Origin of the sequence: Citrobacter sp. wls717 (assembly GCF_005280955.1) — a bacterium.
In the GTDB taxonomy this organism is placed as follows: Bacteria; Pseudomonadota; Gammaproteobacteria; order Enterobacterales; family Enterobacteriaceae; genus Citrobacter; species Citrobacter werkmanii.
In genome coordinates this window covers 320,969-339,913 of record NZ_SZWW01000016.1, presented here as the reverse complement: position 1 = coordinate 339,913, position 18,945 = coordinate 320,969, and the positions used below count along the sequence as shown (strand labels likewise).

Sequence of the window (18,945 nt, the reverse complement as noted above, 5' to 3'; positions counted from 1 at the left end):
CTACAGTTAACCTGTTGTCGCCTGTTGTAGATTGTCAGATAATAGGCGGCTTTTTTATTTCAGGCCGAAAAATGACTGATTACCTGCTGCTGTTTGTCGGAACTGTGCTGGTCAACAACTTTGTACTGGTTAAGTTTCTGGGCCTCTGTCCGTTTATGGGCGTTTCCAAAAAACTGGAAACCGCAATGGGTATGGGCCTGGCCACGACGTTTGTCATGACGCTGGCCTCTATTTGCGCATGGTTGATTGATACCTGGATCCTCATTCCGCTCAATCTCATCTATCTGCGCACGCTGGCTTTTATTCTGGTCATCGCCGTCGTCGTGCAATTTACCGAGATGGTGGTCCGTAAAACCAGCCCTGCGCTTTACCGCCTGCTGGGGATCTTCTTACCGCTGATCACCACAAACTGTGCGGTGTTGGGGGTGGCGTTGCTGAATATTAACCTCGGCCATAACTTCTTACAGTCGGCGCTATACGGTTTTTCTGCCGCCGTCGGCTTCTCACTGGTAATGGTACTGTTTGCCGCCATTCGCGAACGCCTCGCTGTGGCAGACGTCCCTGCTCCGTTTCGCGGTAATGCGATTGCGCTGATTACCGCCGGTTTAATGTCATTGGCCTTTATGGGCTTTAGTGGTTTGGTGAAGTTGTAATGAATGCTATCTGGATTGCCGTTGCCGCAGTGAGTCTGCTGGGTCTGGCGTTCGGCGCTATTTTGGGTTACGCCTCGCGACGCTTTGCCGTTGAGGATGACCCGGTCGTGGAGAAAATTGATGAAATTCTCCCGCAAAGCCAGTGTGGACAGTGCGGTTATCCAGGCTGTCATCCCTATGCTGAAGCGATCGGCTCGCAGGGTGAAAAAATCAATCGTTGCGCGCCCGGTGGTGAAGCCGTGATGTTAAAAATCGCTGCCCTGTTGAACGTCGACCCGCAGCCGATTGATGGTGATGAACAAGATGTTACGCCCGTGCGAATGCTGGCGGTCATTGATGAAAATAATTGTATTGGTTGCACAAAGTGCATTCAGGCCTGTCCGGTCGATGCCATTGTGGGTGCGACCCGCGCCATGCACACAGTGATGAGCGATCTCTGCACCGGCTGCAACCTGTGCGTTGACCCATGTCCAACGCAATGTATCGAATTACGCCCGGTGGCTGAGACGCCCGATAGCTGGAAATGGGATTTAAACACTATCCCTGTGCGCATCATTCCTGTGGAACAACATGTTTAAGTTATTCTCTGCATTCAGAAAAAACAAAATCTGGGACTTTGATGGCGGCATTCATCCACCAGAAATGAAGACCCAGTCAAACGGTACGCCGCTGCGGCAGGTTCCGCTGGCGCCGCGCTTCGTTATTCCCCTGAAACAACATATTGGCGCGGAAGGTGAACTGTGTGTCAACGTGGGCGACACCGTCCTGCGTGGCCAGGCGTTAACCATCGGGCGTGGCAAAATGCTGCCGGTACATGCGCCAACGTCAGGCACTATTGTTGCTATTGCGCCGCATTCCACCGCACACCCTTCGGCATTAGCCGAGCTAAGCGTCATCATTGATGCCGATGGCGAAGACCGCTGGATTGAGCGTGATGGCTGGGCCGATTACCGTTCCCGTAGTCGGGAAGAGCTTATTGCACGTATTCATCAGTACGGCGTCGCCGGTCTGGGCGGCGCAGGTTTCCCAACCGGGGTTAAGCTACAGGGCGGCGGCGATAAAATTGAAACGCTGATCATCAACGCCGCAGAATGCGAGCCGTACATTACGGCGGATGACCGTCTGATGCAGGACTGCGCGGCTCAGGTCGTCGAGGGTATCCGCATCCTCGCGCACATTCTTCAGCCGCGTGAGATCCTGCTGGGAATAGAAGATAACAAACCGCAGGCAATTTCCATGCTGCGTGCGGTGCTGGCCAATTCACACGATATCAGCTTACGCGTGATCCCAACCAAGTACCCGTCCGGCGGCGCCAAGCAGTTAACGCAAATTCTGACCGGTAAGCAGGTACCTCATGGCGGACGCTCCTCAGATATTGGCGTGCTGATGCAAAACGTCGGGACCGCCTACGCGATTAAACGTGCGGTCATTGACGGAGAACCTATTACCGAGCGTGTTGTGACGCTTACAGGCGAAGCCGTCAGCCGTCCGGGCAACGTCTGGGCGCGTTTAGGTACGCCGGTTCGTCATCTGCTCAACGACGCGGGTTTCTGCCCTTCCGCCGACCAGATGGTGATTATGGGCGGGCCGCTGATGGGGTTTACGCTGCCGTGGCTGGATGTACCGGTGGTGAAGATCACCAACTGCCTTCTGGCCCCCTCTGCCAGTGAAATGGGTGAAACACCGGAGGAGAAAGGCTGCATTCGCTGTAGCGCCTGCGCCGATGCCTGCCCGGCCGATCTTCTGCCGCAGCAACTCTACTGGTTCAGTAAAGGGCAGCAGCACGATAAAGCCACAACTCACAATATTGCAGACTGCATCGAATGCGGCGCTTGCGCATGGGTATGCCCAAGCAATATTCCGCTGGTGCAGTATTTCCGCCAGGAAAAGGCCGAGATTTATGCTATTAGCCAGGAAGAAAAACGCGCCGCGGAAGCCAAAGCACGTTTTGAAGCCCGACAGGCGCGACTTGAGCGTGAAAAAGCCGCACGTCTTGAACGCCACAAAAGTGCTGCCGTACAACCTGCGGCTAAAGATCATGATGCTATCGCCGCCGCGCTGGCTCGCGTAAAAGAGAAACAGGCTCAGGCAATGCAACCGGTTGTTATTCAGGCTGGCGAAAAACCTGACAATAGCGCAGTGATTGCCGCTCGCGAGGCGCGTAAAGCACAGGCTCGTGCGGCCCGGACGGAAAATTCACACAAAATTGAAGACAGCAGCGCGGGTACCGACCCGCGTAAAGCGGCAGTCGAAGCGGCTATCGCCCGCGCCAAGGCCCGTAAACTTGAGCAGCAGCCGGTCACTGAAATCGCTGAACCGGTTGACCCACGTAAAGCGGCAGTTGAAGCGGCAATCGCCCGCGCCAAAGCCCGTAAGCTTGAGCAGCAGTCGGTGACTGAAACCGCTGAACCGGTGGATCCGCGTAAAGCCGCCGTCGAAGCGGCAATCGCCCGCGCCAAAGCCCGTAAGCTTGAGCAGCAGACGGTAACGGAAACAGCAGAACCGGTGGATCCGCGTAAAGCCGCCGTCGAAGCGGCAATCGCCCGCGCCAAAGCCCGTAAGCTTGAGCAGCAGTCGGTGACTGAAACCGCTGAACCGGTGGATCCGCGTAAAGCCGCCGTCGCGGCCGCTATCGCACGCGCCCAGGCTAAAAAAGCCGCACAGCAGCAGGTTGTAAACGAGGAATAAATGGTATTCAGAATAGCAAGCTCCCCTTATACCCATAACCAACGTCAGACATCACGCATCATGATGTTGGTGTTACTTGCTGCATTGCCGGGGATCGTCGCGCAGCTATGGTTCTTTGGCTGGGGGACGTTGTTGCAGATCGTTCTGGCCGCCATTAGCGCTATCGGCGCCGAAGCGGTCGTACTTAAACTGCGGAAACAACCCATTGCGCCGATTTTAAAAGATAACTCTGCGCTCCTTACGGGGTTGCTGCTGGCCGTGAGTATTCCTCCGCTGGCCCCCTGGTGGATGGTGGTATTAGGCACGGTATTTGCCGTTATCATTGCAAAACAGCTGTATGGCGGCCTCGGACAAAACCCGTTCAATCCCGCCATGATTGGCTACGTCGTACTGCTTATCTCATTCCCGGTGCAGATGACAAGCTGGCTGCCGCCGCAGGAAATTGCAGCCACGGTACCCGGATTCTTTGACGCTCTGAACGTAATCTTTACCGGACATACCGCGGGCGGCAGCGATATGAACGCGCTCCGTATGGGAATCGACGGCATCAGCCAGGCTACCCCCCTTGATACCTTCAAGACGTCTCTGCATGCGGGACGAACGGTTGAACAGGTAATGCAGTACCCGATTTACAGCGGCATGCTCGCGGGTGCCGGATGGCAGTGGGTTAACCTTGCCTGGTTGGCTGGCGGCATTGTGCTGTTATGGCAAAAAGCGATTCGCTGGCATATCCCGGTTAGTTTCCTGCTGTCGCTCGCTGTTTGCGCTACTTTAGGCTGGATTTTCTCGCCAGAGTCGCTGGCATCGCCTCAGTTACATCTACTTTCTGGCGCGACGATGCTCGGCGCTTTCTTTATTCTTACCGATCCCGTTACGGCATCGACCACCAACCGTGGTCGCCTGATTTTTGGCGCGCTTGCGGGTTTGTTAGTGTGGTTAATCCGCAGTTTTGGTGGCTATCCTGATGGCGTGGCCTTTGCCGTGTTGCTGGCAAATATTACGGTTCCCCTGATTGATTATTACACCCGCCCTCGCGTGTACGGACATCGCTAAGGACAACATATGCTGAAAACGATTCGTAAACACGGTATTACTCTGGCGCTGTTTGCCGCCGGATCTACGGGGTTAACCGCGGCAATCAATCAATTAACCAAATCCACTATCGATGAACAAGCGGCGTTGCAGCAAAAAGTATTGTTTGATCAGGTTCTGCCTGGCGATCGCTACAATAACGCGTTGTCTGAGAGTTGCTATCTGGTGAATGCGCAGGCGTTAGGTAAAGGGACTCACCGTGTGTATATCGCGCGCCAGGACGATCGACCTGTTGCGGCAATTCTCGAAGCCACTGCCCCAGATGGTTATTCCGGCGCTATTCAGCTGTTGGTTGGTGTGGATTTCACAGGTACCGTATTGGGCACACGCGTGACTGAACACCATGAAACGCCGGGGCTGGGCGATAAAATTGAGCTGCGTCTGTCCGACTGGATCACCCACTTTAGCGGCAAAACGATCGGCGCGGGTAACGATGCCCATTGGGCGGTGAAGAAAGATGGCGGCGACTTCGACCAGTTTACTGGCGCAACCATTACGCCGCGTGCGGTAGTTAATGCGGTGAAACGCGCCGGTTTGTATGCGCAGACGTTGCCAGCGCAACTCCCTCAACTTAGCGCCTGTGGAGAATAAACCATGAGCGAAATTAAAGATGTCATTGTCCAGGGGTTATGGAAAAATAACTCCGCGCTTGTGCAGTTACTTGGTATGTGCCCGCTGTTGGCGGTAACGTCTACCGCCACCAATGCGTTAGGTCTGGGACTGGCGACTACGCTCGTCCTGACGCTGACGAACCTGACCATTTCAGCCCTGCGTCGCTGGACACCGTCTGAAATTCGTATTCCGATTTATGTCATGATCATCGCTTCCGTCGTGAGTGCGGTACAGATGCTAATTAATGCTTACGCTTTTGGCCTGTATCAGTCTCTGGGGATCTTTATTCCGCTGATTGTGACCAACTGTATTGTTGTTGGTCGTGCTGAAGCCTTCGCAGCTAAAAAAGGCCCGGCATTATCCGCCCTTGATGGGTTCTCCATCGGTATGGGCGCAACGGGGGCCATGTTTGTTCTGGGCTCGCTGCGTGAAATAATTGGTAACGGCACGCTATTTGATGGCGCAGACGGTCTGTTAGGCAGTTGGGCTAAAGTACTACGCGTAGAGATCTTCCATACCGATACGCCGTTTCTGCTGGCCATGCTGCCACCGGGCGCTTTCATTGGTCTGGGCCTGATGCTGGCGGTGAAATATCTGATCGATGAGAAAATGAAGAAACGTCGTGCCGAAGCGGCTGTTGCAGACAGTCCGGTTGGTGAAACAGGGAATGTGTAATGAACAAAGCAAAACGGCTGGAAATACTGACACGCCTGCGTGATAACAATCCGCATCCGACCACTGAGCTGAATTTTACATCGCCGTTCGAACTGCTGATTTCGGTCTTGCTCTCCGCGCAGGCCACCGATGTCAGCGTCAATAAAGCCACGGCTAAGCTGTACCCTGTCGCCAATACCCCTGCCGCTATGCTGGAGCTCGGCGTAGACGGGGTTAAGTCCTACATCAAGACAATCGGGTTGTTCAACAGCAAAGCGGAGAACGTGATTAAGACCTGCCGCATTCTGCTGGACAAACATAATGGCGAAGTGCCAGAAGACCGGGCCGCATTAGAGGCCCTGCCCGGGGTTGGGCGAAAAACAGCCAACGTGGTGTTAAATACCGCCTTCGGTTGGCCTACCATTGCGGTAGATACCCATATTTTTCGCGTCTGTAATCGCACGCAATTTGCGCCAGGCAAAAACGTCGAGCAGGTAGAGGAAAAATTACTGAAAGTCGTACCGAGTGAATTTAAAGTCGATTGCCATCACTGGTTAATCCTTCATGGCCGCTACACCTGTATTGCCAGAAAACCGCGCTGCGGTTCTTGCATCATCGAAGATCTCTGCGAATTCAAAGAGAAAGTTGATATCTGATACTGATGGGGCGTTCCCTTTGCCCCTTTGACACATAACGATTAGTTATGCACTCCCTAAACAATCTTTTCCCGTCGATGATGCCATTCAACTGCGCATATCTAACGCATTATTCTTGTGTATAAACACCTGAGCAGGTTAATCGTTTTTTTAGTAATAGAAATTTCTATCTATACGTGATGCAGATCACTCAGACAACACAATGTTAAATAATTTTTATTTTTTAGTTAAAGTGACAATCAGATGACCTTACTGAACAGTTTCTAAACAAAACATTACACTGGCTATTTTTCAGATAATGGCCTATATCACTGGATTCAACCGCAAATAGCAGAACATATCGCCGCATTACGGTTTTTGGGTCACTTAAACAGTGTAAAAATCTGCGATTTTTCAAATGAAAAAATTTAACGCTAGATAACATTTCTCTGTACCGATGATTTCACCACCCAGGATATATGTAACAGATTATTACAAACCACTTGTCTGAATGGTCAAGATAGTGAACATTACTTGCCGTTTCCCCTCCCACTATAACAATCGGACGGATGAACTTGATTCATCACGTACCTGAACACCCCCGTTGATATGGGATGTAAAAAAAGAGGTAAAAGTGTCTACTGCAAACAATAAACCAACAGAAAGCGTTAGTTTAAACGCCTTCAAACAACCGAAAGCGTTCTATCTCATTTTCTCGATAGAGCTGTGGGAACGTTTTGGTTATTACGGCCTGCAAGGGATTATGGCCGTCTACCTGGTTAAGCAACTGGGTATGTCAGAAGCGGATTCCATCACCCTTTTCTCGTCCTTTAGCGCCCTGGTGTATGGTCTGGTTGCCATCGGCGGCTGGTTAGGTGATAAAGTTCTGGGAACAAAACGTGTCATTATGCTGGGCGCCATTGTTCTGGCCATCGGTTATGCGCTGGTTGCATGGTCCGGTCACGATGCCGGTATTGTTTATATGGGCATGGCGGCCATCGCGGTCGGTAACGGCCTGTTTAAAGCCAACCCATCCTCCCTGCTCTCTACCTGCTATGCAAAAGATGACCCGCGTCTTGATGGTGCATTTACCATGTACTACATGTCCGTCAACATCGGTTCATTCTTCTCTATGCTGGCAACGCCATGGTTAGCTGCGCGTTACGGCTGGAGCACCGCGTTCGCGCTGAGCGTCGTAGGTATGCTGATCACCGTGGTTAACTTCGCATTCTGTCAGCGCTGGGTTAAACAGTACGGTTCTAAACCTGACTTTGAGCCGATCAACTTCCGTAACCTGCTGCTGACCATCGCTGGGGTTGTGGTTCTGATTGCGATTGCGACCTGGCTGCTGCACAACCAGGAAATCGCCCGTATGGTTCTGGGTGTAATTGCCATTGGTATCGTATTTATCTTCGGTAAAGAAGCCTTCACCATGCACGGTGCTGCGCGTCGTAAAATGATCGTCGCCTTCATTCTGATGCTGGAAGCGATTATCTTCTTCGTGCTGTACAGCCAGATGCCGACTTCACTGAACTTCTTCGCGATTCGTAACGTTGAACACTCTATTCTGGGTATTGCTTTTGAACCTGAGCAGTACCAGGCGCTGAACCCGTTCTGGATCATCATTGGTAGCCCAATCCTCGCCGCTATCTATAACAAGATGGGTGATACGCTGCCGATGCCGACCAAGTTCGCGATTGGTATGGTGCTGTGCTCCGGTGCGTTCCTGATCCTGCCGCTGGGTGCGAAATTCGCCACCGATGCGGGCATTGTTTCTGTTAACTGGCTGATCATCTGCTATGGCCTGCAAAGCATCGGTGAGCTGATGATTTCCGGTTTGGGTCTGGCCATGGTGGCGCAGCTGGTTCCGCAGCGTCTGATGGGCTTCATCATGGGTAGCTGGTTCCTGACCACTGCCGGTGCAAACATCATCGGCGGTTACGTCGCCAACATGATGGCAGTTCCAGAAAACGTGACTGACCCGCTGATGTCTCTGGAAGTCTACGGTCGTGTGTTCCTGCAGATTGGTGTTGCAACGGCGGTTATCGCTGTTCTGATGCTGCTGACGGCGCCGAAACTGAATCGTATGACTCAGGACGATGACGTTAATGAGAAAGCCTCTAAGGCCGCGACAGCGTAATTCTCAGGGAAACTCATTTTCAGGCCGCTAACTGTTGTTAGCGGCTTTTTTTTTACCTGAGGTAGCACTACCATACGATAAACCTCAGCCAAAAGGAGTTACCGATGAAACTATTCTACAAACCGGGCGCTTGTTCTCTCGCTTCCCACATCACGCTGCGTGAGAGCGGTAAAGATTTCACGCTGGATGGTGTCGATTTGATGAAGAAACGTCTGGAAAACGGCGATGATTTTTTCGCGGTAAACCCCAAAGGACAAGTTCCCGCGCTGCTGCTGGACGACGGTACATTACTAACCGAAGGCGTCGCCATCATGCAGTACCTGGCGGACACAGTGCCAGACCGCCACCTCCTCGCCCCTACCAGCAGCCTCTCCCGTTACAAAACCATCGAATGGCTTAATTACATTGCGACAGAACTGCATAAAGGTTTTACCCCGCTGTTCCGTCCCGATACACCGGAAGACTTCAAGCCAACCGTTCGCGCGCAGCTGGAGAAAAAAATGCAGTACGTGAATGAATCGCTGAAAGATGGGCAATGGATCTGCGGCCCGCGCTTCAGCATTGCAGACGCTTATCTGTTCACCGTGCTGCGTTGGGCTTATGCGGTTAAGCTGAATATGGCAGGATTAAGCCATATCGAGGCGTATATGGCGCGTATGGCTGAACGCCCGGCGGTTGCCGCAGCGCTTAAAGCAGAAGGGTTGAGCTAATCACTAATGTGCCGGATGGCGGCGCCAGGCGCTTTATCCGGCCTACTTACTTGGCTGGCCGACGGCCAAACGTACGCCCGATAAGCGTGAGCGCCATCGGGCATTGATTACAACTGCGTCGCGCTAAAGTAGTGTTCAGGCATCGCGATACGATCCTGAGCGGCTACCACCTGCAGTTCATACTCATGCATTTCTTTGGTGGCGATCATCACTTCGTACACTGCCGCCGTCAGATGCTCAAGCGCCTGCTGTAAAGACGCGCCCTGGAGCAGTTTCACCAGCAGCAAGCCGCTGGTAACGTCACCCACGCCAACCGGCTGACGCGCGCCAAAATCAACTAATGGGCGGCTGATATGCCACGCCTGTTGCGCAGTGACCAGCAGCATCTCGAAACGATCGGTGCTAATACCTGCGCGAGCCAGATGCTTCACCAGCACAATTTCTGGCCCCTGGGCGATCAGCTCACGGGCAGCCATCACCGCTTCAGTTACATTGTGAACTGCATGTTCGCACAGAATTTCTAATTCAACCAGGTTCGGGGCAATAATGTCGCTGGCGGGAAGCGCATGACGCACATGAAATTCCGCCACGCCCGGCGCGACGATACACCCTTTCTCCGGATGCCCCATCACGGGGTCACAAAAGTATTTTGCCCGCGGATTGGCCGCTTTAACCTGGCGCACAATACCCAGAATATGCTCACCCTGCTCTGCCGAGCCAAGATAGCCGCTTAGTACTGCGTCACAGGTCTGGAGTTTATCGATATCGGCAATACCCTGCACGATTTCAGTCAGATGAGTCGGCGGCATAACGCAACCGGTCCATTTGCCGTACTGCGTGTGGTTAGAGAACTGCACGGTATTTAGCGGCCAGACATTTGCGCCAAGACGACGCATCGGAAATTCAGCCGCGCTGTTGCCCGCATGACCAAAAACAACGTGGGACTGGATGGCGAGGATATTTTTCATTTTACTTATCACAACCCTGAAAAAATAAAGGGGCGTAGTTTCCCACGCCCCTGCTAACTAAATCTTACTTCCAGCAAATCAGACAATAGTTCTTCTTGCCACGGCGCAGTAAGGTATAGCGCCCGAAGAGGATATCACTCTCCTGGAAGAAATATTCCGGATCGGATTGCTTCTCACCGTTGATGGTCACCGCGTTAGACGCAATGGTCTTACGCGCCTGGCCGCGAGACGGTTGCAGTTCGGAATCGACCAGCGCCTGCATCAGATCCGCACCTTTCTCCATCTCAATCATCGGCACGCCATCCTGCGCCAGCTGTTCGAAATCCGCTTCGCTCAAATCGCTCAGGTTGCCGTTGAACAAGCTTTCGGTAATGCGTTTTGCCGCAACCAGACCTTCTTCACCGTGAACCAGACGTGTGACCTGCTCAGCCAGAACATACTGGGCGCGCGGTGCTTTACCACTGTTCTTATCTTCTTCTTCCAGCGCATTGATCTCTTCAATGTCCATGAACGTGAAGAATTTCAGGAAGCGATAAACGTCCGCATCGGCGGTGTTGATCCAGAACTGGTAGAATTTGTACGGACTGGTTTTCTTCGGATCCAGCCACACTGCGCCGCCTTCGGTCTTACCGAATTTGGTGCCGTCCGCTTTGGTGATCAGCGGAACGGTCAAACCAAATACCTGATTCTGGTGCAGACGGCGGGTCAGGTCGATACCTGAGGTAATGTTACCCCACTGGTCAGAACCACCAATCTGCAGCGTCACGCCGTGCAGTTTATTCAGGCAGGCAAAGTCATAGCCCTGCAGCAGATTGTAAGAAAACTCGGTAAAGGAGATCCCCTGATCGTCACGGTTCAGACGTTGCTTAACCGCTTCTTTGTTGATCATCTGGTTAACAGAGAAGTGTTTGCCGATATCACGCAGGAAAGTCAGTACATTCATACCGCCAAACCAGTCGTAGTTGTTCGCAGCAATCGCCGAGTTGTCGCCACAGTCGAAATCGAGGAACGGTGCAACCTGCTTACGGATTTTATCCACCCACTCCTGTACGGTGTCTTCGGTATTCAGTTTACGCTCGGCGGCTTTAAAGCTCGGGTCACCAATCAGACCGGTCGCGCCACCTACCAGTGCAACAGGCTTATGGCCTGCCTGCTGGAAGCGTTTCAGGCATAACAATGGAACCAGATGCCCCAAATGCAAGCTGTCAGCGGTAGGATCGAAGCCGCAATAGAGCGCGATCGGGCCTTGCGCCAGTCGCTCTGCTAACGCTTCCTCGTCCGTCACCTGGGCCACCAGCCCCCGCTCTTGCAATTGTTTAATCAAGTTACTGCTTGCCATCAAAATCTCCATGTATAAAACGACTGCACCTTTGCCGGTACACGACTTTTCGCCTGATGCGAAAGAAACATAGAATAAAGCGCCGGATTGATCAGCACCAGCGCTTAAAACAAGAATTTTGCATCTTTAGGGGGCCAGACGATCAATTTTCCACGCGTTATCTTCACGTTGGTATAAAAAACGATCGTGCAGACGATTTTCGCCGCCCTGCCAAAACTCCATTTGTTCAATACTTACGCGAAAGCCGCCCCAGAAACTGGGCAACGGAACTTCCCCTTGCTGAAACTTCTGCTTCAGCTCAAGGAATTTGCTTTCAAGAATGCCGCGAGCGGAGATTCGACTGGACTGTTTAGATACCCAGGCGCCAATCTGGCTGTCGCGTGGGCGACTGTGGAAGTACTTCACCACCTCAAGCGTGGAAAGGCGCTCAGCCTTGCCAATCACCATCACCTGCCGTTCCAGGGTATGCCATGGGAACAACAGACTGATACGGGGGTTCTTCTCGATTTGATGCGCCTTGCGGCTACCGAGGTTGGTATAGAAAACCAGCCCTTTGTCATCATAATGTTTGAGCAACACGATGCGCTGATACGGCTGACCGTTTTCATCAACGGTCGCAACAACCATAGCAGTAGGGTCTGCCAGTTTGGCATCGCAGGCTTGCCCCAGCCAACGCTCAAACAGCGCAAGAGGCTCGGCGGGAAGATCGTGGCGGCGCAGACCGCCTTTCGTGTATTCACGGCGCAGATGCGCGATTTGCTGCAATTCGTCGTTATCAGACATGATGTTGGGCTACGGATTGTCAGTGGGTGACGCTATTGTGCGCCGCCCAGGTGAAAATCTCAACGCTTCGGGTTCTGTAACTGACAGTTATTTAGCACAATTCTGTCTCGTTTATAGACCGTTGCCTCGTCGCCTTTAGACCAGAAGACGTAGATACCATCCGTATAGCGCGCCCCCGATGCCGACATGCCCTGTTTGAGGTTCAATAGCTGATTATCATAAACAAAGTTCACTTCCTGGCGCGTATTGTTCAGCTTCACGGTAAGCGGTTTTTCATCACAGCGGTATTCAAGCGTGTCGGTTTGCATACGCTCAACAAATTGGTTGTACACGCTGCACCCGCTAAGCAGTACCGGCAGACATACTAACAACAGTTTTTTCATAGCCCTATCCTGAAGACTTTCCTGGTCCCGGAGGGTAATGGCACCCTCCCTAATATCCCTAGTTTACCGGTATGCCGCGCTGAATAATTTCAGTTAACTCTGAGTTCGCGGATTGGCAGGATAAATCGCCCCTAACACGCTCGGCTCTGACGCCCCGGTCACAGAAGGTAAATTTCCCGGTAATCCAGCCAGCGTTCGCCACGCCAGCCAGGCAAAGGCTAACGCTTCCATATCGTCGCCGCTGATCCCGGCTTCATCGGTAGAGGTGACTTCGGTACCTGACAATAATGCCGCCAGACGCATCATCAGCAGCGGATTACGGCTTCCACCGCCACATACCATGAGGCGATCACAGCCGCCGCTTAACAAGACCTGCTCTGAAATGGTGACGGCCGTCAGTTCGGCAAGCGTCGCCTGTACATCGCGTGGGCTGATTCCCGGAAACTGCGCCAGATGACGCTCTATCCAGCCGTAATTGAAATACTCACGACCAGTGCTTTTGGGCGCAGGCGTGGAAAAATAAGGGTCGTTAAGCATATTTTGCAGCAACGGCAGGACTACCGTTCCTGAAATGGCCCACTGCGCATCTTTGTCGTAAGGTTGACCGCATTGCCGCCAGATCCAGGCATCCATCAGCATATTGCCCGGCCCGGTGTCGTATCCACGAACGGGTTGTTGCGGAATAAGCAGAGACAAATTGGCAATTCCGCCGATGTTCAGCACCATCCGCCGTTCCGTAGGATGAGCCAACAGTGCCTGATGAAACGCAGGAACAAGTGGCGCGCCCTGCCCACCGAGCGCGATGTCACGTCGACGAAAATCGCCGACGACGGTTATCCCGGTACGCGCGACAATCTGGTTGTTATCACCAATTTGCAGCGTGTGCGGCGCGGCGCCGTTCGGTTCATGCCACACGGTTTGTCCGTGGCAACCAATCGCCACGATATCCTGCGGTTTCAATTTTTCCTTCGCCAGTAGCGCATTTACCGCCTCAGCAAAAAGATAACCCAGTTGCGCGTCCAGTTGACCAAACTGAGAAAGCGTAAGCTGCTGCCCCTGGCAGATATCCAGAATCGCCTGTTTTACATGACCAGGGATAGGCCAGGTCAGACTCGCCTGCTGTGCAACCATCGTTTCATCTATTGTCGCCAGCACAACATCGACGCCATCAAGGCTGGTTCCAGACATAACACCGATAAAACGGCCCGATTTCATACGTCATCCTTTTAAGCAAATTAGCCTTGACACTCAACCATAAAGTGCAGACTAATGCCATGCTTCCTGAATGATTTTTGAGAGGAAATCATGCCAACGGTCGCTTAATTACATCAATTATATGAATGATTCGTTTATACTCGGTTGATCCGATTTCGGTTAAGATTTTCATATTGTGCCAGTGGAACATGTGACCTCAGGCTCACAAATGCCATATAATTTAACCATGATGGGGCTTTATTAGCGTTTCGTGGTGACAAAGGAGATTTGTAAATGATTAAACGTGTGCTGATTGTTTCATTAATGGGCGTATCTTTAGCGGGCTGCGTGAACAATGATAGCCTTTCAGGCGACGTATATACCGCATCCGAAGCGAAACAAGTTCAGAACGTTACCTACGGTACGATTGTTCATGTTCGTCCGGTGCAAATCCAGGGTGGCGATGACGCAAACGTAATTGGCGCTATCGGTGGTGCGGTGCTCGGCGGGTTCCTGGGTAACACCGTCGGCGGCGGTACGGGTCGTTCATTAGCGACGGCTGCAGGCGCAGTTGCCGGTGGCGTTGCGGGCCAGGGCGTGCAAGGCGCGATGAATAAAACTCAGGGTGTCGAACTGGAAATCCGTAAGGATGATGGTAATACCATCATGGTGGTTCAGAAACAGGGCGCGACCAAATTCTCTGCGGGTCAGCGTGTTGTTATGGCGAACAACGGTAGCCAGGTTACCGTGTCTCCACGTTAATCGAATTTACGTGTGGTCAGGCTCTGGCCACACGTCATCTCTCGTCTCAGCCCTGAGACTGCAGTTCAATAATATTGTGTTCCAGTCTGGCGACCAGTTTTATCAGCAGATCAATTTCCTCAGCTGAAATCCCTTCCAGAATCTCTCCACGTGTCTTGTTGATAACCGCTTCCATATCTGCGATCAGTGGTTCGGCTTTCTCGGTCAGTTTAATTCTCTTTGCCCGACGATCGCTGGCGCAAGTCTGTCGTGAAATGAGTCCCTTTTCTTCCAACTGGTCAAGCGTACGTACCAGCGAAGGCTGTTCGATGCCAATCGCTTTAGCCAACTGGATCTGCGATTGATCCGGCGGCAACTGATGAATGTTGTGCAGCGTAACCCAATGCGTCTGCGTCAACTCCAGAGGTTTCAGGCGATGGTCAATCAGAGCACGCCAAATGCGCACCAACCGTGCCAGATCAGAACCTAATGGCGATTCCAATTTCATCTCCTTATAATTAGCTTGCTAAGTTATTGTACTGATTTTAGAATAGTGTGCAGCATTTGTATTCTCAAAACAAATGTATTGCCAAATTTGCTTACCGGTTGACATTTTTTCAGACATTATGTGTTACAGAGACTCATCGTCTCTTTTTTGCTAAACCTATAGCAATGCTCTCTTCCGTCAAGGATTTTGCCCGTGAAGTTTATGTTTAATGCAACAGGATTGCCCCTACAAGATTTAATGATCGGTGCATCTGTCTACTTCCCTCCCATTTTCAAGGCGTTTGTCGCAGGGTTTATTCTCTGGTTGGTTGTTCATCGCCTGCTGCGCGACTGGATTTATTCCGGTGAGATCTGGCATCCCCTGTTGATGGATCTGTCTCTCTTTACGCTTAGCGTAGGTCTGGCCTTTGTTCTGCTGATTGTGTGGTGATTATGTCGCTCAAAACCATTAAATACTTCTCAACCATTATAGTCGCTGCAATCGCAGTTTTTGCCGGATGGTGGATGTGGAATTACTATATGCAATCGCCCTGGACACGTGATGGCAAAGTGCGCGCAGAACAGGTCAGCATCACACCGCAGGTTTCGGGCAGCATTAATGAACTCAATATAAAAGATAACCAGTTCGTGAATAAAGGTGATGTCCTGTTTACTATCGACAAGACGCCGTTTCACATTGCTGAACTGAATGCGCAAGCACAGCTGGCGAAAGCACAATCCGATCTGGCAAAAGCGAATAACGAAGCCAATCGCCGTCGTCACTTATCGCAAAATTATATCTCAGCCGAAGATCTGGATACCGCCAACCTCAACGTAAAAGCGATGCAGGCAAGCGTTGAAGCAGCCGAGGCCAGTTTGCGCCAGGCGCAATGGCAACTGTCGCAAACGGTCGTCAAAGCGCCCGTAGCGGGCTGGGTCACCAACCTTTCAACCCGCACCGGCGACTACGCCTCAACCGGTAAGCCGCTGTTTGCTCTTGTCGACAGCCACTCTTTTTATGTAATGGGGTATTTTGAAGAAACGAAGTTGCGTCACATACGCGAAGGTGCGCCGGCGTTAATTACGCTCTACAGCGGCAACGTTAAGTTACAGGGTCACGTTTCCAGTATCGGTCGCGCAATTTATGACCAAAGTGTTGAAAGCGATTCCGGTCTGATTCCCGACATCAAACCTAACGTGCCGTGGGTACGTCTGGCGCAGCGTGTCCCTGTACGCATTGAATTTGACGCTTTGCCGCAGGATGTCACACTGGTCTCTGGTACCACCTGTAGCGTCTCCATCGGCCAGCGTAAATGAAAATGCCCCCCCTGACGCCAGGCAATTGGCCGTGGTTTAAAGCCACGCCGGCACAGTGGCGTTATGCGCTGCGTAACACCATTGCAATGTGTCTGGCGTTAACCTTCGCCTATTATCTCAATCTGGACGAGCCCTATTGGGCGATGACTTCGGCGGCGGTGGTGAGTTTCCCTACCGTCGGCGGGGTGATCAGCAAAAGCCTGGGCCGTGTAGCCGGTAGTTTACTTGGCGCGACAGCCGCACTGATTATTGCCGGCCATACCCTCAATGAACCGTGGCTTTTTCTGCTGAGCATGTCAGTCTGGATCGGCTTTTGTACCTGGGCCTGCGCGCATTTTACTAATAACGTCGCCTACGCCTTTCAACTAGCGGGTTACACGGCGGCGATCATCGCGTTTCCCATGGTCAATACCGTTGAGATCACGCAGTTATGGGATATCGCGCAGGCCCGCGTATGCGAGGTCATTGTCGGTATCTTGTGCGGGGGTATGATGATGATGATCCTACCCAGCACCTCCGATGGCACCACGTTGCTTACAGCACTGAAAAACATGCATACGCGTTTGCTCGAGCATGCCAGTTTGCTCTGGCAACCGGAGACAACGGATGCCATCCGCACGGCACATGAAGGTGTTATCGGTCAGATTCTGACCATGAACCTGTTGCGTATACAGGCGTTCTGGAGTCACTACCGCTTTCGCCGCCAAAATGCCTTACTCAATTCGCTGTTGCATCAGCAACTACGTATGACCAGCGTGATTTCCAGCCTGCGCAGAATGCTGCTGAACTGGCCTAATCCTCCCGCTAATACCCGCGATATCATTGAGCAATTACTTGGCGCGCTGGTCAAATCCAATACCGACAGCTATACCGTCGCGCGTATTATCGCCCCACTGCGGCCCGTCGATGCCCGCGATTATCGACACGTCGCCTTCTGGCAACGGCTGCGCTATTTTTGCCGCCTCTACTTACGTAGCAGCCATTACCTGCATTTGCTGGAAAATGGCGTTACCGCCGAACGTATCAATGTTGCTCGTACGCCAGGGCTTGCCCGCCATACCGATAATGCGGAAGCTATCTGGAGCGGGTTGCGCACGTTCTGCACTTTGATGCTTATCGGCGCATGGAGCATTGGCGCACAATGGGAATCAGGATCTGGCGCACTCACGCTCGCGGCCATCAGCAGCGTGTTGTATTCCGCCGTTGCCACGCCCTTCAAATCACTTTCCTTGTTAATGCGCACGTTGGTTCTGTTGTCGCTGTTTAGCTTTGTGGTCAAGTTTGGTTTGATGGTACAAATTACCGACCTCTGGCAGTTCATCCTGTTTCTCTTCCCGCTCCTCGCCACCATGCAGTTGTTAAAGCTACAAATGCCTGCGCTGGCGGGGCTTTGGGGGCAGCTTATCGTGTTTATGGGATCGTTCATCGCGGTAACGAATCCCCCGGTATACGATTTTGCTGATTTTCTGAATGACAATTTGGCGAAAATCACCGGCGTGGCGCTGTCATGGCTGGCATTCGCCATTCTACGCCCCGGATCGGATGCGCGGAAAAGCCGCCGTCATATTCGCGCCCTGCGTCGGGATTTTGTCGATCAGCTCAGCCGACATCCTGCACTCAGTGAGAATGAATTTGAGTCGTTGACCTATCATCACGTCAGCCAGTTGAGTAACAGTCAGGATGCGCTGGCGAGGCGTTGGTTATTACGTTGGGGGGTTGTCTTGCTGAACTGCTCGCATGTGGTGTGGCAACTGCGTACCTGGGAGGCGCGCTCAGATCCGCTGGCTCGCGTCAGGGACGTATGTATCGCGTTGCTTCGCGACGTGATGAGTGAGCGCGGCGTCCAACAACGACCGTTGAATGCCACGCTAAACGAGCTACAGCGTATCTGCGATACGCTCGCCCACCATCACCAACCTGCTGCGCAGGAGTTGTCGGCCCTCGTCTGGCGGCTGCATTGCTCGCTGTCACAGCTTGAACAGGCACCACCACCGGGTACGCTAAGCAACTGATTATTTGATAACGCCACAGGCGTAGCGCGCTCCGCCACCGCCAAGCGGTTTCGGTTGATCGGACATATTATCGCCGCCCACATGAATCATCAGCGCCTTACCTTTTACCTCATCCAGGGATTTAAGCCGGGGCGCAACGACCGGTGTTGTGGCGTTACCATCGTTATTCACCACCAGCAGCGGCAGGTCACCCATGTGGCCTGCACCTTCCGGGCCTTCGTGTTTACCCGTTTGGTGAGGGTCGTAATGCCCTCCCGCTGATTCCGCCGCTGACGCCTTCCCGTCTTTAATCGCCGGTTGGCAACTGCCGTTGGCATGCACATGGAAACCATGTTCACCCGGCGGCAACGCTTTCAAATCGGGGGTAAATTCCAGCCCCTTTCCGGTTTCAGTAATTGAGACAGTACCAATCGCCTGGCCGACGCCTTGCGACGTCACCAGATTCATCGTCACTTTTTCTTCACTGGCAGCCTGCGCACCTGCACAGGCCAGTAAGGTAATAATGGCTAAACTCAAACGCTTCATAAGACCTCCGTCT

19 protein-coding genes and 1 pseudogene are annotated in these 18,945 nt (G+C 52.6%); 13 read left to right on the top strand and 7 right to left on the bottom strand.

Going from position 1 to position 18,945, the window contains the following annotated elements; translation table 11 throughout:
- The first annotated feature begins 71 nt into the window (after positions 1-71).
- The 9 genes from rsxA to gstA all read left to right on the top strand — a co-directional run bounded on the left by rsxA (position 72) and on the right by gstA (position 9,184).
- Positions 72-653, top strand: a complete 582-nt coding sequence (rsxA, locus tag FDX09_RS11680; protein WP_003029144.1) for an electron transport complex subunit RsxA — start codon at positions 72-74, stop codon at positions 651-653.
- Positions 653-1,231 carry an electron transport complex subunit RsxB gene (gene rsxB / locus FDX09_RS11675; protein ID WP_032943340.1) on the top strand — a complete coding sequence of 193 codons (579 nt, stop codon included), beginning with the start codon at positions 653-655 and terminating at the stop codon, positions 1,229-1,231. The genes rsxA and rsxB overlap by 1 nt, the downstream gene beginning before the upstream one ends.
- Positions 1,224-3,341, top strand: a complete 2,118-nt coding sequence (rsxC, locus tag FDX09_RS11670; RefSeq protein ID WP_137347239.1) for an electron transport complex subunit RsxC — start codon at positions 1,224-1,226, stop codon at positions 3,339-3,341. The genes rsxB and rsxC overlap by 8 nt, the downstream gene beginning before the upstream one ends.
- The gene (rsxD, locus tag FDX09_RS11665) at positions 3,342-4,394 is read left to right on the top strand and encodes an electron transport complex subunit RsxD (RefSeq protein WP_038640414.1); all 1,053 of its coding nucleotides are present in this window, start codon (positions 3,342-3,344) and stop codon (positions 4,392-4,394) included.
- A 9-nt stretch (positions 4,395-4,403) separates the two neighbouring features.
- Positions 4,404-5,024, top strand: coding sequence for an electron transport complex subunit RsxG (gene rsxG, locus FDX09_RS11660; RefSeq protein ID WP_038640412.1), 621 nt, complete (start codon positions 4,404-4,406; stop codon positions 5,022-5,024).
- 3 nt (positions 5,025-5,027) lie between these two features.
- A complete protein-coding gene (locus FDX09_RS11655) occupies positions 5,028-5,720 on the top strand; it encodes an electron transport complex subunit E (protein ID WP_038640410.1) in 693 nt (230 codons plus the stop codon).
- Positions 5,720-6,355 carry an endonuclease III gene (nth, locus tag FDX09_RS11650; RefSeq protein ID WP_137347238.1) on the top strand — a complete coding sequence of 212 codons (636 nt, stop codon included), beginning with the start codon at positions 5,720-5,722 and terminating at the stop codon, positions 6,353-6,355. Before FDX09_RS11655 ends, nth begins: the two co-directional genes overlap by 1 nt.
- Positions 6,356-6,968: 613 nt before the next feature.
- Positions 6,969-8,474: a dipeptide/tripeptide permease DtpA gene (gene dtpA, locus FDX09_RS11645; protein WP_038640405.1), complete on the top strand. Its 1,506-nt coding sequence runs from the start codon at positions 6,969-6,971 to the stop codon at positions 8,472-8,474.
- 104 nt (positions 8,475-8,578) lie between these two features.
- Positions 8,579-9,184 carry a glutathione transferase GstA gene (gene gstA, locus FDX09_RS11640; RefSeq protein WP_069324194.1) on the top strand — a complete coding sequence of 202 codons (606 nt, stop codon included), beginning with the start codon at positions 8,579-8,581 and terminating at the stop codon, positions 9,182-9,184.
- A 107-nt stretch (positions 9,185-9,291) separates the two neighbouring features.
- On the opposite strand, the gene pdxY is transcribed toward gstA, so the two are convergent.
- From pdxY to anmK, 5 genes are all read right to left on the bottom strand, one after another.
- Complete coding sequence (gene pdxY, locus FDX09_RS11635) at positions 9,292-10,152, bottom strand: pyridoxal kinase PdxY (protein WP_137347237.1); 861 nt, start codon at positions 10,150-10,152, stop codon at positions 9,292-9,294.
- A gap of 64 nt (positions 10,153-10,216) precedes the next feature.
- On the bottom strand, positions 10,217-11,491 hold the full coding sequence (gene tyrS, locus FDX09_RS11630; RefSeq protein ID WP_038640399.1) for a tyrosine--tRNA ligase: 1,275 nt from the start codon (positions 11,489-11,491) through the stop codon (positions 10,217-10,219).
- Between the two features lie 126 nt (positions 11,492-11,617).
- Entirely contained in the window at positions 11,618-12,274 is a 657-nt protein-coding gene (pdxH, locus tag FDX09_RS11625; protein WP_038640396.1) for a pyridoxamine 5'-phosphate oxidase, read from the bottom strand.
- A 59-nt stretch (positions 12,275-12,333) separates the two neighbouring features.
- Entirely contained in the window at positions 12,334-12,657 is a 324-nt protein-coding gene (gene mliC, locus FDX09_RS11620) for a C-type lysozyme inhibitor (RefSeq protein WP_038640393.1), read from the bottom strand.
- A 93-nt stretch (positions 12,658-12,750) separates the two neighbouring features.
- On the bottom strand, positions 12,751-13,872 hold the full coding sequence (gene anmK, locus FDX09_RS11615) for an anhydro-N-acetylmuramic acid kinase (protein WP_038640391.1): 1,122 nt from the start codon (positions 13,870-13,872) through the stop codon (positions 12,751-12,753).
- A 273-nt stretch (positions 13,873-14,145) separates the two neighbouring features.
- On the opposite strand from anmK, the gene slyB reads away from it, so the two are divergent.
- Complete coding sequence (slyB, locus tag FDX09_RS11610) at positions 14,146-14,613, top strand: outer membrane lipoprotein SlyB (RefSeq protein WP_003029175.1); 468 nt, start codon at positions 14,146-14,148, stop codon at positions 14,611-14,613.
- A 46-nt stretch (positions 14,614-14,659) separates the two neighbouring features.
- Here slyB and slyA read toward each other — a convergent pair whose 3' ends face one another.
- Positions 14,660-15,100, bottom strand: coding sequence for a transcriptional regulator SlyA (gene slyA / locus FDX09_RS11605; RefSeq protein WP_019076732.1), 441 nt, complete (start codon positions 15,098-15,100; stop codon positions 14,660-14,662).
- Positions 15,101-15,292: 192 nt separating this feature from the next.
- Here slyA and FDX09_RS11600 point away from each other — a divergent pair, with 192 nt between their 5' ends.
- The 3 genes and pseudogenes from FDX09_RS11600 (at position 15,293) to FDX09_RS11590 (ending at position 18,432) form a co-directional block, all read left to right on the top strand.
- On the top strand, positions 15,293-15,529 hold the full coding sequence (locus tag FDX09_RS11600; protein ID WP_085049402.1) for a DUF1656 domain-containing protein: 237 nt from the start codon (positions 15,293-15,295) through the stop codon (positions 15,527-15,529).
- Between the two features lie 2 nt (positions 15,530-15,531).
- The gene (locus FDX09_RS11595; RefSeq protein ID WP_038640386.1) at positions 15,532-16,395 is read left to right on the top strand and encodes an HlyD family secretion protein; all 864 of its coding nucleotides are present in this window, start codon (positions 15,532-15,534) and stop codon (positions 16,393-16,395) included.
- Positions 16,392-18,432: pseudogene (locus FDX09_RS11590) on the top strand (FUSC family protein). Before FDX09_RS11595 ends, FDX09_RS11590 begins: the two are co-directional and overlap by 4 nt.
- On the opposite strand, the gene sodC reads toward FDX09_RS11590, so the two are convergent.
- A complete protein-coding gene (gene sodC / locus FDX09_RS11585) occupies positions 18,408-18,932 on the bottom strand; it encodes a superoxide dismutase [Cu-Zn] SodC (protein WP_038640384.1) in 525 nt (174 codons plus the stop codon). The pseudogene FDX09_RS11590 and the gene sodC sit on opposite strands and share 25 nt — an antisense overlap.
- Positions 18,933-18,945 lie beyond the last annotated feature (13 nt).